This is a genomic window from Xanthomonas hawaiiensis (assembly GCF_031834635.1).
GTDB lineage: Bacteria > Pseudomonadota > Gammaproteobacteria > Xanthomonadales > Xanthomonadaceae > Xanthomonas_A > Xanthomonas_A sacchari.
On the sequence record NZ_CP115873.1, the window covers coordinates 4,422,192 to 4,436,182 of the forward strand.

Genomic DNA, 13,991 nt, shown 5'->3' on the forward strand with positions numbered 1-13,991 from the left:
GGAGTTCCGGTTACACGCGTCGCGGCTGAAGCCGCTCCTACGAGTGGCCTTCCGTCTTTCCTGGAAGATCCCTGAAGTCACGGCCCGGCACGTCGTTCGCAGTGGCTTGGTGAGCGCGGCACGCACAGATCGCCTCAATACTTCAGCGCATCCGCGGTCGGCGCCAATGGCGCGAAACGCGCGCCACTGAAATCGTGCAACAACTGGAAGGCCTGCTCACCCCGCTGCGCCACCTCGCGGAAGTCACTCTTCCGCAGGCGATAGAGACCACCCTCGCGCGCGAACACCAAGTCGCCGCCATCCCAATCGGCCCAGTCGCTGCCCGGCAGGTCGACCAGCACGTTGCCGTCGCGGTCCAGCACCCGATGATCCAGGCCGTACCACGCATGATTGTCCTGGCCGACCGCATGCAGCAGCGACTGCAGGCGGCGGCCATTGGCGCCGGGCTTCTCGCGCACGCGCGGGCGGCTGAAGCGGAACAAAGCATCGCCGCGAAGCCCGCCACGTTCGCCCTCGCCGTCATCGCACAGGCGCCAGCCATCGCGCTCGCGCAACACGCCGTCGATCGGCTCGTCCTCGCCGCCACCCGCGTACTTGCCGAACGGACGCACCTGCAGATGGTGCGGCAACTGGAAGCCGGTCGGCATCGGGAAGGGATCGCGTCCCTCGCGTGGCCGGTGGTTCAACAACAAGGTCTGCTCGTCCTCGAACATCCCGCCGCCGCCCCAACAGTCGCCCTTGGGCCACAGCGCCAGTGCGGTGAAGAACGGTGGCCGCGACAGCGCGGTCCAGGTGCCGAAGTCGCCATACTGCTTGGAGGCGAAGTACACCAGCAGCCGCCCCGACGGCGACAGGTCGCAGCGCCGCTCGTAGATGCGACCCTTGAACCACTGCCCGTGCACGAAGCTGTCGTCGCGCAGATCCCAGTGGATCAACTGCACCTGCTTGCTCGGCCCGCGGCGGAAGATCACGCCAGTACGGGCCTCGCGCGCCAGCAGGGCGAACAGGCGGGTCGCCGGCGGGCGCTGGGATACTGTGAACGGCGCGGATTCCATCTGCGGATCTCCTCGCAGGACAGGGCCTTCACAGTGGCAGACCAGCGGCATCGCGACAACCGCTGCCGGCGTGCCGCTTCGACAACGCCCGCGGCGCGGCCGAATTCCGCATGCGGCGAGCCACGCAGGGCCCGCCTTACCGCGCCGCGCTACTTGGCGATCACCGACGTCCCCGATGGCACCATGTAGCAGGCCTGCGCCTTGGCACAGGCCTCGGCGTTGATCTCGGCGATCTGGCTGGCCAGATACTGCTCCGGGGTCAGGCCCATGCGGTTGCGGTAGGCGTTGTCCGCATCGGCCTTGGCCACCTGCTCCTGCTCGCGCTGGCGTTCGGCGGTGGTGGCTTCCACCAGGGTCTTGACCCGCTGCTGCTGCGCCGCGGTCAGGTTCATCTGCTGCAGTACGTCGGGATTGGGGCGGGCGCGGCCAAGCGTGATGTTCTGGATCTGGATCGGCAGGCCCTGCTCCTTGACCAGCGCGCGCACGTTCTCGGTCACCGCCTCGTCGATCTTCCGCGCACTGTCCGGGTCGCTCATCATCTTGGTCATGTCGTAGCGCTTGACCTGGTCGCGCACGATCGCCGCGTACTGGCTGGCGACGTTGTTCTTGAACCAGTCCTGGCCGAAGCCGGACAGCAGCCGCGCCGGCGCGGTGATCCGGTATTGGATCTGCGTGGAGAAGTCCAACAGGATGTTGTCGCTGGACGAGAAGTCGTCGAAGGCCACCTGCACCGTCTGCGGCGTGGTGTCCACGTACACCGCCGACGTCGTCATCCACGTGTAGGTGCGGCCGGGATCGCGCACGTCGTCCAGGCGGATGCCGCCCTTGCCGAACAGCAGCGGCTTGTCCACCAGCACCGCCTGCTGCCCCGGATCGGGCGAAACCACGGTACAGCCGCACAGCAAGGCCGCCACAGCCGCGGCCAGGATGGAATGTTTCATCGATGTCCCCCTGAAGGACGGCGCCGCGCGCCGTCGTGTGCGGGGGATGCTAGCGCATCGTGGGGTGCAAGGCATCTACGTGGGCATGGGCAGATAGACCGCCCATGGACCTACATGAGATCCGAATAGTCGCCGATCTGGTTGCATACCTCTTCAGGTGGATCAGCCAACTTCACTATGCGGCGCTTGGGGGCATCCGCCTCTCCCTTGGGAGACACGATGCGGTACAGCAGGTAAAGACCATCCGTGGTTCTCCATAGGCCGAAGCTCGAGAGGTCCGAGAACTGGTAAGTCCCGCCGTTCGACCGGCGAGCAGTGAAGAAGCACTCTGCGTAGCTTCCCAACCCGCAGCTAGCGTCCAGCGTTTGAAGTCCGGCGCCTCCGTCCAGAGCAAAGTGATAGGCACGGCCCGCATCACTTTCTACGACCATCGGGGTGATCTGTTTTACACCCACCGACGCTCCATCAGTCCAATCGCTGGCTTGGCTGCAAAGTAGATCGCCCCGATCTACTTCGACGGCGCGGGCAGCAGAAACATTCATGCCCCCACCGAGGAAGACCGCGATCAGCCACCATCGCACTTCCGTCATTCCTCCCGCCTTAGTCGATCTGTCATCTGTGAAATTGCCCTCCCAACTAGCCAAAACCTGACCCGCTGTGGCCCATCGCAGGGCGCGCTTCGGCCCAAGGAATTGTCAGGGCTGGTCGGGCCAATCTTCTTGATCCATGCATTCTTGATCGAAAGGCACATCCTTCCCTGCGACACTAGGATGAAGCGCAACGTCGCGCCGATAACCGGAACCATACTTCCGATAGCGAACAAGCAGTCCATTTTGTAGCCGGAACCGATCTTCTGGCCCTGAGAACGCGGGGCATGCGGCGTAGCTTTTTCCTCCATCTTCGCTGCAGTAGCGGATATACAACGTGCCCCCGCGTACTTCCCCCTGCAATTGCCCATCATTGCCGTGCGCGTTGGTTCCCTCGCTCCAATCTCCGGTGACGCGATCGCCATGCTGCCGCAGATGCAGGCCCAGATAATGGCCCAAGTCGCATCTCTTGGCATAGCCCCACTCGCCTGAGAATGTAGTGGACTTCCTTGCGTAAGCCGAGCCGGCACTTGAGGTCATCAATCCCATCGCCACTAACAAGGCGACCAGGCACAAGCGCGGCATGCGTCGATATTGCTTAACCATCGATCACTCCTTGAACATGGTCTGCGGCTCGTAGGCAGCGAAGATAGCAACGGGGGTCACGGCGTTCCACAGACCTCCCGCCAGATATCCAACCGCAGGACAGCCCACGCAGCGGCACACCGACTTGACGCATGGTCGCATCGCGCGTTAAAGAGCAGCACGGAAGACAGAATCGGCGAACGGATATGGCGAAAACGCGTCCTCTGAAGATGACCTGGCTGGCTTGCGCCGTGATCGCCACGCTGTCCACGGCGGCCTGTTCGGCACAGCCACCGGCCGATGCGCCCAAACCGGCTGCGCGCAATGAGCGCCCTGCCGCAGCAGCGCCGCAAGTCGCGCCCGACAATCCACTGCAGCCGGGCGAATACATCACCGACAAGGGATGGGGCCGCCTGCTGATCAAGCAGCAGAACGGGACGTTGGCGTTCTCCCTGGAAAGCACCACCGGAGAAGACATTTGCGAGCTGAATGGTGCGATAGAGGGACACACCGGCGTCGCCAAAGGCAACAAGGGACAACCCACCTGCCAGGTGAAGTTCGCCGGTACGCCGCAGGGCATTGACGTGGCTGCCGCCACACCCGTCGAGTGCAAGACGTTCTGCGGCTACAACGGGGATTTCGAGGCCCCCTACCTGCGGGTCAAGGATGGCTGCGGCCGGGATGAGCTGGACCGCACACGGACAACCTTCAAGCGTCTCTATGACGCGAAAAACTACAAGGCGGCGCTCGCCACCTTGTCGCCGGTCGTGCCGAATTGCCTGCCGACGCTGGAATGGGAAGACGAAGGCGCCATTCGCAACGATCTGGCCATCACCCAATACAAAAATGGCCTGTATGCACAGTGCCTGACCACACTCGACAAGTATGCCGAGGACGCCGCCAAGGACGACGACGCGGCCGTGGAAGGATGGACGCCCATGCTGGCGGACCGCTACCTAGCGATCGTGCGCGCAGCGAGAACCAACATCGGCTTGTGCCGCAAAGGCGCTATGCAGTATTAAGTGCGACTCGCAGCCACCTTTACAGAACCGCGGCACTAATAGGGTGCTGATAGCCCAGGCAGGCTATCCCATCTGATGTGGTCGGCCCTGTATCTGGTCCCGCTGCTCCACACCTTGTGCCTGATTCTGGCGTTGCACCTCGTTCAAAGCCTGCAGCTGTGCCAGCGTCTCTTCCACCGGCTTGCGCAACGCGTCCTCCGTCCGCATGTGCGCACGCAGGTGTGCAGGGTCGTTCAGCGCGCCCTGGACAACGAACAGGTTCTCGCCTGCGCGCACGTTGCGCGAGTCCTGACTGAGCACCACGTGGTCGATGCGGGAGAGGCCGCTTTGCTTTGCAAGGTATGCGGCACTTGCCGCCAACTTGGCGCTGTTGCCGTCGTAATCCCGCCCCAAGCCTTGCTCCAACTTCACCACCGCGGACTCCGCCTGCTGCAGCAACGGATCGCGTGGTATCTCGGGCCTTGCACCGGCGAGCACTTCGGATGCTCCTCGGGCGCCTGGCGCCTCATTCTCGCTGATGGCTTTTTGCCAAAATTTCTGCTCCGGCATTGGGTTGTGATGCTCCTTGTTCAACTCACTTCCGGGCTTCGGCGCCGGAATGCTGCGGATGTCGTCCTCGTTGTTCAAGGGCTTGAGATCGCCTTCGAATTTCTCGTCGATGACACCATGCCGATCCCGACGATGTAGTCCCGCGTGGTTGAGAGCACCCCACGTGAAATCGATGCAGCTATTCGTCGCACCGTTGTACTCCATATCGAAGCCGTACTTCTTTGGATCCGCGCCAAAGTCCTTCAGCTTGTCGTACTGCGCTTTATCGATCTCCATCGTGCGCGAGTAGTAAGGATCCTTGTAGTCCTTTACGTCGTTTTTGACGACTTTGCCTGGCCCGCTGTAGTCCCCATGGTGCTTGGGAGCGAAGCCATAGCTATTCTTCGTCGTGCCATCGTCGATCGCGTAGTAGACATGCCCCGCAGCCGACGTACCACCAGACAAAAGCGTTGGCGTTCCAGGCGCCGCCACATACACCGTCACGGTATAACGCTTATCCGGATTATCCATGTCCGCCACCTCTTACTTTGCCTTTGCTGTGTACGCGATCAAGAGCTGCGCATGCGCCTCGACAAGCGCCTCGCGATGCCGATCCACACGTAGCCTCAACCGATAGTGTCCCGTCTGTAGCGACGGGCTGAAGGCAAATGCAAGCTCTCTTTCTGGCTTGCTCGGCGAAAGCAGACCGGCCTCCTGCATCATGGTCACGTCGGCATCGAAATCGAACAGGCCGGCCGCCGTGCCATCGGGAGGGAGCGGCACAAGCGCCTCTCGCTCCCGGTCGATGCGCTGACTCCGCTGGAGTTGCACAGTCGCCGCACCAGAAGGGTCGATCCGCTCAAGCTGGAGAACCGCCACGATGTCGGCACGCACCAGTCGGTCGGCAAGATCGGCAAGGGCAGTCGCATCCTCACCTGTGATCCTGACGCCGATGAAGACGGGCGGCGTCTCGTCATCGCCCTGTTTCGGCACGTCAAACTCCACCTGGACCTCCGCTGGACCAGTTGGATCCAGGTTGCGTACCAAGGGCACTTCAGTTCGCATATCGCTTCGCTCCTTGACCACATTCCGTTCCGCAAATTGCGGGGCTCCACCACATCCCGCCAGCAGCCCCACCACCAGCGCCAGCGCAGGAATGCGCGCTTGGCTTAGTACACTTTTCACGCGGGCCTCCTCGTAGGGATTCGATGCTGGACGCAATGCACAGGCATGCTCGCACAATCACCTTCAACCGACGATAGACGAGGGAAATACTCCCTTCATCCGCAGATTGGCAAGCACATCCGCGTGGCGCACTTACCGACCGTGCGTTCCTACTTCGCCTTGGCCGTGAACGCGACCAACAGTTCCGGGTTCGCCTGCTCCAAGGAACGGACATTACCCTCGAAGCGGACGGTTACCCGGTATTGGCCGGGCTGCGTATCCCGAACAAAGGCCAGATCCATTTCACGGTAAGCGGCACCTGGCGCGATCAATCCAGCGACGCGCATCGTGGGCTCATCTGCGTTCGCCTTGAGGAGGCCTGGCACATGTCCGTCGCGGTCCAATGCCACGCTCTGGTACTCGGTGCGCCCAACCAGTTCGCTCCGCTGCAATACCACGGGCTCCTCACCTGCCGCCGTGAGCCGATAGAGGTGGACCTGCGCGGTGACGCCGGCGTCGCGTAGACGTTCGACCTGGGAAAGCGCAGCCTCGGCATCTCGGGCAGTCACCCTCATTCCAATGAAGATAGGTGGTTCCGGATCATCTGCCTGGGCGGAAACAGCGAAGTCCAACGTGATGACATCAGACAACACCTGCGGGCTCAGCGGCCTGACCAGCGGCACAGTCGTTCGCATTACGGATCCCTCCTTGGCATGCGGCACCCGGTCCGGCGAAGGGCGCTGAGCCGAGTCAGCCTGGCATCCCGTCAATTGCAGCGTCGCGGCAATGAAGAGGATGCTGATCAGGTGCTTCGCTGTCACCATGACACGCTCGCTTCGATTCTCTTGCACTAGAGAGTAGTCCGGCCGGCCAGTCGGCGCGAGTATGCCGTAGCCCACACGGACGCTCGCTGCCGCCCTGTTCGGCCCAACAGCGTCGGGCGGGCCTTGTCTTACACAGCGCCCGCGCCGCGCCAATGTAGCCAGGATCAATGCAGCCGCCCGCCTCCCGCAGGCGGCGCTTCAGATTCCAGCGCATAGACCGCCCGCTCTTCGCGGACGCGGTTCGACGGTGGCTCGCGCAGCGGCTGGCGTGCGATCTGCAGCAGCAGTTCACGCACCTCGTTCGCTACGGCGCAGAGGGTATTGCCCACTTCCGGCAATGGCTCGCCGGCACGCCCGGACGCATCGCCGGCCACCACCGTCCGGGCATTGGCCGAAACGGTCTCGGCCAGCTGCGTGAGCCTGTCGATCTGCTGCTGCGTCACCCGGAACTGGCCGCTGCCGGCGTCCGTCGCTGCTTGGACAATGGCGTCGGACCAGGCGCCGCGCGTCGTGTCGGTCCGCTGGGCGGGATAGGACAGCGCGTCCAGCACCAGATCCACCTGCTCTGCCACCAGCTCCAGACAGAGCGCCAGTTCGCCCATGCGCACCTTGGGCTCGGCGGCGCGCTCCTCGGCCTGCGTCCGCGGCTGCGCCAGCCGGACCAGGAAGCGCACGTGGTCGCGCAGCTTCGCCAGGCGGAACTGGCTGTCCTCCGGCAGGAAATAGCCGGGCATGTCGTCGTCGTCCAAACGGTCGTGTGCCATCGTTGCCTCCTCGTTCCATGAAGGGGTCCGTCCGCCACGCATGGCGGACGGGAAGTCGGGAGGTTCGAAACCGCAGAGAGCCGGCGGGCGTATTTCCCCGAAGGGTGTTGTATTAGCCGCCCTCCCGACGCAGGCATCGCGTCGGCTTGCGCCCGAGCTTCGGGCACAAAAAACCCACCGGTTTGTCGGAGGTGGGTACCGCTCTCTGAGGAGTTTCGACGCTCCTTGAAGTAGAGATTGCTACTGCACTCCATGCGTGTCAATAGCGATTTGTAGACCTTGCACTGGGAAATCGGATTGCTCTAGCGCGATGTCAGTGGCTACGGAATACTTGCTGCGGACAACCTCAGCTGGACGCTCGAAGGTAGAGATATGGCGAACACAATGGAAGAAATGCCCGCAGCGCCTGCTAAGCATTCCGAAGGTGGTGCGGCGGCAGCCAGCGAGCTCAGCTTTCCTTGGCTCGCCGCGGTGATGAGCCACTACTCGCAAGTGACCGAGCAGAACCGCGCTGGTCCAGTGGAGCGATGGAGTTTCATCATTGGCTTTGTAGGCGCAGGTTTTGGCATGTTGTTCGGCACTGTACTGGATGGCAAGGCATCGCTCGTCTGTGCGGCAGCGGGACTCACCATCGAGCTCATTGGCTTTGCAGTCGCCGCCATTTTGCAGATCAAACGTGAGCTACCGGGTGTTAGACATCCGCATGCCAAGCATGCAGAGCAGATGGAGCAGGAGTTTTCTCAGTACCAAGACATCGTCACGGCACTACGCGCGTTTCCGCTGGAACAGCGCCGTCAACGCGAGACCTTCATGCGTGACCGCCGGACGAACATGCATGAGCGCCTGGGCTTGTTCACCGGCGGAATGGAGAAGCTCGGGATCATGCCGGTGCTGCTCGCACTCTATCTGCAGTTCAAGGACTGGCACTGGGGTGACTGGAGCGTCCTGAGCAAGATCACGATCATGCAGAGCGTTCTCGCGTTCCTGCTGCTGTTCGCTTACGCGCTTTCCTGGCATCTGATCCGATTGCGTGTTCGCGTGCAGACATACGAGCAACTGCTTGGCGAAGCGAACCGGCAAGACAATGCCGTAAGTGGTTGAGCACGCGTCACCGCGTAAAGAACCACTCCATGAACTCCCCGGCGACGTCAGGCGTGAGCTCGAGGACGGCCTCCGCGACTGCGGGCTGTCCCTTCGCCACGGCGACGGCGGCTAGAGCGCAGGCAAGAAACTCAGGATCCCAGGCGCGAGAGGACGCAGCCGCGACTAAGGAGGGAAGCTGAGCGAGGGAATGGACGTAGGCGTCCCGAAGATCCTCGGGAATCTCGGTCTGGCTTTTCGCGCGGCAGATCTCGATCCAGGCGGGAAACTGGAAGTAGCCGTGATCTGCCTTGTCAGGTGCCTGGGCCAGCGCACGGACGACATGCGGCACGGCCGCGAAGGAAGCCGAATAGACGTCGCCCTGATGCGCAAGCGCGCTCCACAGGGTGAACCACGGCTCTGTTCCATCCATGGATGTGGGCACTGTCTGTAGCTGCCCCAACAGCGCGGGGATGTCGCTGGCTGAGCCATATGCGTGCTGCAGCTCGGACCAGCGCGGGCTTTCAAGACTGAGCACGGTGCTTACTCAGGAAACTGATTGAGCTTTGAAGGTCAGATAACAGTAGAGGAAAGTGCACACGGATGCCTGTTCCTCGAGGAAAGTGCACTCTGACCTCTGTTCCTGCTTTCACAACGTCAACCGATGTCTATAAGCGAGCCAGATTCTGACTTGGTTGGCTCGTTAACCTTTTGCTCCAGAAGCCTAGCACGTCGCTTCTTCCCAAAACGATCAGCTATGCCCGCCATTAGCAGACCGATGACTCCACATAGGGCAAATACGGGCACACTCCAAAGATATCTATGCAGATCTTTTCCAGCAAGGAGCAAACAAAAAAGATGAACAAAGATAGAAAATACGCTACCAGCAACAAGAGCGCCCGGTACAGATTTTTTGAGGTCCAACTTCTTAAATGGCTCTCCAATCACATCTGATGCGAGAAAAGACGCCGTTAGCACCAATAGAACTGGCGCTCCCAGAGCACCAACGATAAAAATTATTTTCGTCAACGCCAAGCTGACGAACAGCTCTGGACGAATAATGACAAGAGCTGCCGCGGGCCCAGAAAAAATGCCGCAGGCTACCGCCAGATAGGCAATCCCCCTTAGCCCCTCGAATCTTCTCAAAAGAGCAATATTGATTTCCAACTGCGTTCCCCTCAGATACGTTTGGCACTCAAGCTCACAGCCGACTATGAAAAGCTTCTTTATTCAGGGGATCATAAATCATCAAAGTGCGCTCTGACCCCTATTTCACTCTAATCTAGTTACTCATCCAATCTAGGTCAGCGGAGACACTCGGCACTGACGCCTCATCCTTATTGGCTCGCTCTGGGTAATGACTCAGCGGAGCGGTCCAGCGCTTGTCGCGCCTTGTTTGATGAAGTCCTGGCGACGAACTACTCGCCTTCATCCGCGTTCACCCCAGCACCAGCGGGTTCCAAGGCCGCGATGCGTTTCGCGGTGTGGCCGAGGGCCAAGACCCGCCCTTTCGCTGGTGTGAGGCAAGCCCATCGGCTATGCAAACACAGCACGGCCCGCCGTTAGATGTTGCAGGGCGCCCAGGGTATCCTCCGGCTATAGAAAGCTAACCCCGACCATGCTTTTCCAGCTTCTGAATTAGAAGAGAAGCGCTCCCTGCCTATCCAGACTAGTCAGTCCGTGGATCCTAGACATGCCCTCACGGAACTCGGAAACTCCCCCATAACTTGGATGTCGCACTTGGTCAACATCAACACCCAACTTGGAGGCGTAGATTGCCGCGTCCTGCCCGATGGCAACAATTCGCTCAATTCTTAGAAGCCTAATCAACTGAAGATTTATCTCGCTCGCAACCGAAAACTCATGCGCAGTGAATTTTCTATTTGAAAGTTCATCCCCATCCAAATACGGATGAAATGGAAACACATTCCAAAGCATCGGCGGCGCGCTTATCTGACGCAAAACCGACCATATCTCTGTAGCAGTACGCTCAACCACCACTGGTCCCACCGTTGATCGCTGCGGCTGCTCAAATCCATACAACATGCCCAGTTCTGACAAGTGTGCTTCATCAGTCAGCGCGACGCCTGTCCGTCGCCCTCCACGGTAGCCGAGATCCCGGCCCATCCACATGACCCGGGAATCAATTCCCCTGACCGCATTTAGATAGCTGAGAAGGAGCGCTCTTCGAATAAGGGGACTCTCAACAGACTTATCATGCCTTGCGCACACGTCTTTGTAGGGATTGAACACTCTTGGCAGGCTTACGCCCGCGAGTCGTTCTACGAACTTCTTTGTGCTCGGTAAGCTCATCTACTTCTTGAAGCCCTTTGTACGTGATGTTCCGCGCGTTGAGATCGGCAACTACATAACCGCCTCGCTCTCGCTTCAGAATTCTAAAGATCTCGAACCCCTTAAGGATAGCATTTGCCCACTCCCAGGGCTGGCACGCCGCGACCTCATACCCCTTAACAAGCGACTGGACCTGCTTCAGAACAGAGTAAGGGAATTTCTCCAAGCGCACTCCTTCGAATAGATGCTCGCGGCCGATGTTGAACATCCAGGTCGAAATTGCCTCCTCGATTATTATCGCGCGCGCGCCGTCCTCATTTTCATCAAGAGCTGGGGATGACTTTCTCTTCCGCTTAAGAAGGGCGCGGAGCACTGGCGACCAACCCAGGCAAGCAGCGTAAGCCAAGTGAAACACGTCATGAAACCGGTAATCGTCCGCTTCGTGGCTGTTGTCGGTCAAGCGATCTCCGACATTAACGCCATTTACCGAAATGAACGCGTACGGGACTGAGCCGACCTTTCGCTCTTCAAACCGCACCCAAAGTGTGCGTGGGAGCTGTTCGGTCTCATCTGATTTTGAGTCGAAGAGCTGCGATGGCAAGGGACATGCGCCCGGCCACCGTCCACGAACCTTATCGACATTCTCTATCGCGATTTGCTCTAAGTCTAGGCTCAAGGAGTGCGTCAAGAGCGCAAGGTCCGCTAGCAATCCTGCCAACGCGGGGAGTGCTGCACCGGGCAATGAGACCAACGCACCAGCGCGCCCGGCAACACGCTGAAGAGCTTCGTTCTCTCCCATTTGAACCGAGCTCTTGCTAGCATTAACAAAGCCCGTCAGGCGACGGAAGCTTACATCGACATTCCTCCCCCCCAGCGGCCTCACATGTAGCACGACCGCAACTTCATTGATCGCTGCGTTTAGCAAAGCCGACATCTTAATTTGCTGATGCCTAGCTATTGCAAACAGATACCAGAGGCAATCACCGATCTCCTCAGACGCGACACTTGCCTCTGCATCCGTCAGCGCATCTCTTTTTACCTTTTTGATCCCCGAGCACAGCTCGCCAACCTCACCTATTAGGCCGAGCTTATGCTTGAAGAGCTCATCTGGTGTCCCTTGGAACTGATTTGAACTCATGGCAGAGCTCAGATATTGGTCAAACCCGAAGGCGCTCTTAAGCCGAGTCATGTTCAGAAGGCTCCCTTCCATTGGGCTGGCTGACCGTGGACACCGATCGCATGACTAGACATGAGCCAGGCAAGGAATGAATCCCTGAGTGATTCCGGGATATTAACGATGTGCCCCCGTCCTGGGCGACACAAGTCATGCCTTCCCTGCCGCCTCACCGATATTGGGACAGCCACTTTGCGATCGCCGAAATAATAGAACTCATGCGCAATCAAAACCCTATCTGCGCTTACGTCACGCCTCAGGTTCTCGAAATTAGTTTTACCACTGGGAAAGCTATGATGAGAGTCAGCCTGAATCCACGCACCCGCGTCCTTATGGTAAATATTATCGCCATAAGCACGCTTTAGACTTCCATTAAGCACCGGCCGCTTCACTTCAAAACGCGGATCATTCCAGTACTCATCGAAACTCAGAGCTTCAGCGACCTTCATTGCGTAGATCAGGTCACCTTGCCTGCCAGTTGAGACGGCGCCAACCCCAATTACCCAGTCCCCTATTGACGCTTTTCCACGAATCTTCGGCTTACAGGTAGCCAGAGTACATAATCCAGAGAATGGATTTGGCGCGAAGCCGAAGTCCCGAACTACCACATAGCTATATAAGCGACTCATTGGCATTTAATCCTTTTGATATCCCTATCCTCCATCTCAGATCCATCTGGGCACTCCCAACTATCTTTCCCCTCGATGGCTGAAATGATCCTCTCCGAATTCCACCCCACAACTGAATCGGCATACTTCACGAGGGATTCTGGAAGATCGCAACCGCCCTCCCCATGCACCCATATTCCTACAATCCGCTTCCCCAGCGCGTTTGCGCGATCCACCTCCCAGTTCACCCAATCGCTGGACCGGGTACCAGGCGTAATTAGCACAACAACTACCCCAGCCCACTCGATTTGAGGCGATATCACCTGGTACTTTATGTAGTCTTCACTTTGGGCGTTGTTTGGAGTCTGCGAGGTTATTGACGAATCCTTGCACTGAAACCCCGACCGACCAAGCAGGTCATAGAGCTTCTGGATATGCGCCTCATCCTCTTGTATATGGCTAACGAAAACATTCCTTGATTTCATACACCCCCCTCTTTGGTTAGATGTCCTTTCTTGCCTCCCACTGAGTGTGCTCCCTAGAGAAAGCATTCTCAGCATCTCCGACAAACAGGGAGAACTCCCGCTCGCCCTTTACTTGCGCCAGCTGCTCCTCTACGACTCCAATCTCATGCGCGGTCAGCGCGTACGAAGCAGCCAGTTCAGAGTATCTCTTTGATTGCAAGTAGGCCAGCGCGCCGGACGCGATTGCGACCAATACATCTGTTGGCCAGTACTTAAAATCTGGAAATTTAATTTTCAAGAGCGCTGATGCAACAGCGAAAGTATTCGCCACCACAACTATGGTGAAACAGGCCCTACTTCGAGAGGAGTTCTCCTTCGCCTTCGAAGCGTACCACGTCCTTTGATTAGAGATCCTGTGCAGCCGATAAGTCGCGATGCGTTTTTCCAAGTCATCGCTCCTGAGAGAGCGCATGCACTCAGTAATCTGGCGCGCCTCCAAGTCACTCTGGAAGCGACCTGCAAGCTCTCGATTCTGACGAAGAGTAGCCGCTAGGCGAGATTGAAGCGAACGCTCCGAGTCTTCTTCCGCGTCGTCAAATGGCTCCGCGCGCGATATGAATCTCCAGGTAAGGGTTTTAGTTGACTCTGCCAAAGCACGGGCGGCGTACCAAATGCGCTCAGCCCTAATGGTATATAGCGCCACTGAGAACGCCAGGGCGGCAAGAAGCGTCAATGCCTGCAGAAGCGCGATGAGCCAATGATCGACCGAACCGAATGAGAGCGCGGCTCCGAGAACCAAGAAGACAAGGTTGCATCGAAGCAAAAGAAAGAACAGACGCTGCTGACGCGCTGCGAGATCGTCTGCAGATCGGTACAAAGCCGGGAAGTCTTCAGTACGCATCC

Annotated in this window: 17 protein-coding genes; 2 read left to right on the top strand and 15 right to left on the bottom strand. The window is 59.1% G+C overall.

Annotated features, from left to right (window positions below; translation table 11 throughout):
* Positions 1-134: 134 nt before the first annotated feature.
* From PG878_RS18845 to PG878_RS18860, 4 genes are all read right to left on the bottom strand, one after another.
* On the bottom strand, positions 135-1,055 hold the full coding sequence (locus PG878_RS18845; protein ID WP_209031497.1) for a hypothetical protein: 921 nt from the start codon (positions 1,053-1,055) through the stop codon (positions 135-137).
* Between the two features lie 149 nt (positions 1,056-1,204).
* Entirely contained in the window at positions 1,205-1,984 is a 780-nt protein-coding gene (locus tag PG878_RS18850) for an SPFH domain-containing protein (RefSeq protein WP_048490628.1), read from the bottom strand.
* 122 nt (positions 1,985-2,106) lie between these two features.
* Complete coding sequence (locus PG878_RS18855; RefSeq protein WP_311185989.1) at positions 2,107-2,577, bottom strand: hypothetical protein; 471 nt, start codon at positions 2,575-2,577, stop codon at positions 2,107-2,109.
* A 114-nt stretch (positions 2,578-2,691) separates the two neighbouring features.
* Positions 2,692-3,189, bottom strand: a complete 498-nt coding sequence (locus PG878_RS18860) for a hypothetical protein (RefSeq protein WP_209031496.1) — start codon at positions 3,187-3,189, stop codon at positions 2,692-2,694.
* A 131-nt stretch (positions 3,190-3,320) separates the two neighbouring features.
* Between PG878_RS18860 and PG878_RS18865 the strand changes: the two genes are divergently transcribed.
* On the top strand, positions 3,321-4,190 hold the full coding sequence (locus PG878_RS18865) for a hypothetical protein (RefSeq protein ID WP_244672646.1): 870 nt from the start codon (positions 3,321-3,323) through the stop codon (positions 4,188-4,190).
* Positions 4,191-4,253: 63 nt separating this feature from the next.
* On the opposite strand, the gene PG878_RS18870 is transcribed toward PG878_RS18865, so the two are convergent.
* From PG878_RS18870 to PG878_RS18885, 4 genes are all read right to left on the bottom strand, one after another.
* The gene (locus tag PG878_RS18870; RefSeq protein ID WP_244672645.1) at positions 4,254-5,249 is read right to left on the bottom strand and encodes an XVIPCD domain-containing protein; all 996 of its coding nucleotides are present in this window, start codon (positions 5,247-5,249) and stop codon (positions 4,254-4,256) included.
* A gap of 12 nt (positions 5,250-5,261) precedes the next feature.
* Entirely contained in the window at positions 5,262-5,903 is a 642-nt protein-coding gene (locus PG878_RS18875) for a hypothetical protein (protein ID WP_311185990.1), read from the bottom strand.
* Positions 5,904-6,052: 149 nt separating this feature from the next.
* Positions 6,053-6,706, bottom strand: a complete 654-nt coding sequence (locus tag PG878_RS18880; protein ID WP_244672644.1) for a hypothetical protein — start codon at positions 6,704-6,706, stop codon at positions 6,053-6,055.
* 164 nt (positions 6,707-6,870) lie between these two features.
* Positions 6,871-7,470: an XAC0095 family protein gene (locus PG878_RS18885; protein WP_209031495.1), complete on the bottom strand. Its 600-nt coding sequence runs from the start codon at positions 7,468-7,470 to the stop codon at positions 6,871-6,873.
* A 384-nt stretch (positions 7,471-7,854) separates the two neighbouring features.
* On the opposite strand from PG878_RS18885, the gene PG878_RS18890 reads away from it, so the two are divergent.
* Positions 7,855-8,571 carry a hypothetical protein gene (locus PG878_RS18890; RefSeq protein ID WP_244672643.1) on the top strand — a complete coding sequence of 239 codons (717 nt, stop codon included), beginning with the start codon at positions 7,855-7,857 and terminating at the stop codon, positions 8,569-8,571.
* A gap of 7 nt (positions 8,572-8,578) precedes the next feature.
* On the opposite strand, the gene PG878_RS18895 is transcribed toward PG878_RS18890, so the two are convergent.
* The 7 genes from PG878_RS18895 to PG878_RS18925 all read right to left on the bottom strand — a co-directional run bounded on the left by PG878_RS18895 (position 8,579) and on the right by PG878_RS18925 (position 13,989).
* Positions 8,579-9,088: a hypothetical protein gene (locus tag PG878_RS18895; RefSeq protein ID WP_209031494.1), complete on the bottom strand. Its 510-nt coding sequence runs from the start codon at positions 9,086-9,088 to the stop codon at positions 8,579-8,581.
* A 119-nt stretch (positions 9,089-9,207) separates the two neighbouring features.
* Positions 9,208-9,717, bottom strand: a complete 510-nt coding sequence (locus tag PG878_RS18900) for a hypothetical protein (protein ID WP_209031493.1) — start codon at positions 9,715-9,717, stop codon at positions 9,208-9,210.
* 471 nt (positions 9,718-10,188) lie between these two features.
* The gene (locus PG878_RS18905; RefSeq protein WP_209031492.1) at positions 10,189-10,683 is read right to left on the bottom strand and encodes a uracil-DNA glycosylase; all 495 of its coding nucleotides are present in this window, start codon (positions 10,681-10,683) and stop codon (positions 10,189-10,191) included.
* Positions 10,684-10,765: 82 nt separating this feature from the next.
* Positions 10,766-11,980, bottom strand: a complete 1,215-nt coding sequence (locus tag PG878_RS18910) for a MazG nucleotide pyrophosphohydrolase domain-containing protein (RefSeq protein WP_209031491.1) — start codon at positions 11,978-11,980, stop codon at positions 10,766-10,768.
* 53 nt (positions 11,981-12,033) lie between these two features.
* On the bottom strand, positions 12,034-12,651 hold the full coding sequence (locus PG878_RS18915; protein WP_311185991.1) for an Nmad2 family putative nucleotide modification protein: 618 nt from the start codon (positions 12,649-12,651) through the stop codon (positions 12,034-12,036).
* Entirely contained in the window at positions 12,642-13,109 is a 468-nt protein-coding gene (locus tag PG878_RS18920; RefSeq protein WP_209031490.1) for a TIR domain-containing protein, read from the bottom strand. Before PG878_RS18920 ends, PG878_RS18915 begins: the two co-directional genes overlap by 10 nt.
* Before the next feature lie 16 nt (positions 13,110-13,125).
* Positions 13,126-13,989, bottom strand: a complete 864-nt coding sequence (locus tag PG878_RS18925; protein WP_209031489.1) for a DUF4231 domain-containing protein — start codon at positions 13,987-13,989, stop codon at positions 13,126-13,128.
* Positions 13,990-13,991 lie beyond the last annotated feature (2 nt).

Bases quoted from the DNA above. Each gene is read 5' to 3' on its own strand.
- PG878_RS18845 (WP_209031497.1), bottom strand. From the start codon at position 1,055: ATGGAATCCGCGCCGTTCACAGTATCCCAGCGCCCGCCGGCGACCCGC.
- PG878_RS18860 (WP_209031496.1), bottom strand. From the start codon at position 3,189: ATGGTTAAGCAATATCGACGCATGCCGCGCTTGTGCCTGGTCGCCTTG.
- PG878_RS18865 (WP_244672646.1), top strand. From the start codon at position 3,321: ATGGTCGCATCGCGCGTTAAAGAGCAGCACGGAAGACAGAATCGGCGA.
- PG878_RS18870 (WP_244672645.1), bottom strand. From the start codon at position 5,249: ATGGATAATCCGGATAAGCGTTATACCGTGACGGTGTATGTGGCGGCG.
- PG878_RS18880 (WP_244672644.1), bottom strand. From the start codon at position 6,706: ATGGTGACAGCGAAGCACCTGATCAGCATCCTCTTCATTGCCGCGACG.
- PG878_RS18885 (WP_209031495.1), bottom strand. From the start codon at position 7,470: ATGGCACACGACCGTTTGGACGACGACGACATGCCCGGCTATTTCCTG.
- PG878_RS18890 (WP_244672643.1), top strand. From the start codon at position 7,855: ATGGAAGAAATGCCCGCAGCGCCTGCTAAGCATTCCGAAGGTGGTGCG.
- PG878_RS18905 (WP_209031492.1), bottom strand. From the start codon at position 10,683: ATGTGGATGGGCCGGGATCTCGGCTACCGTGGAGGGCGACGGACAGGC.
- PG878_RS18910 (WP_209031491.1), bottom strand. From the start codon at position 11,980: ATGAGTTCAAATCAGTTCCAAGGGACACCAGATGAGCTCTTCAAGCAT.
- PG878_RS18915 (WP_311185991.1), bottom strand. From the start codon at position 12,651: ATGCCAATGAGTCGCTTATATAGCTATGTGGTAGTTCGGGACTTCGGC.
- PG878_RS18920 (WP_209031490.1), bottom strand. From the start codon at position 13,109: ATGAAATCAAGGAATGTTTTCGTTAGCCATATACAAGAGGATGAGGCG.
- PG878_RS18925 (WP_209031489.1), bottom strand. From the start codon at position 13,989: ATGCGTACTGAAGACTTCCCGGCTTTGTACCGATCTGCAGACGATCTC.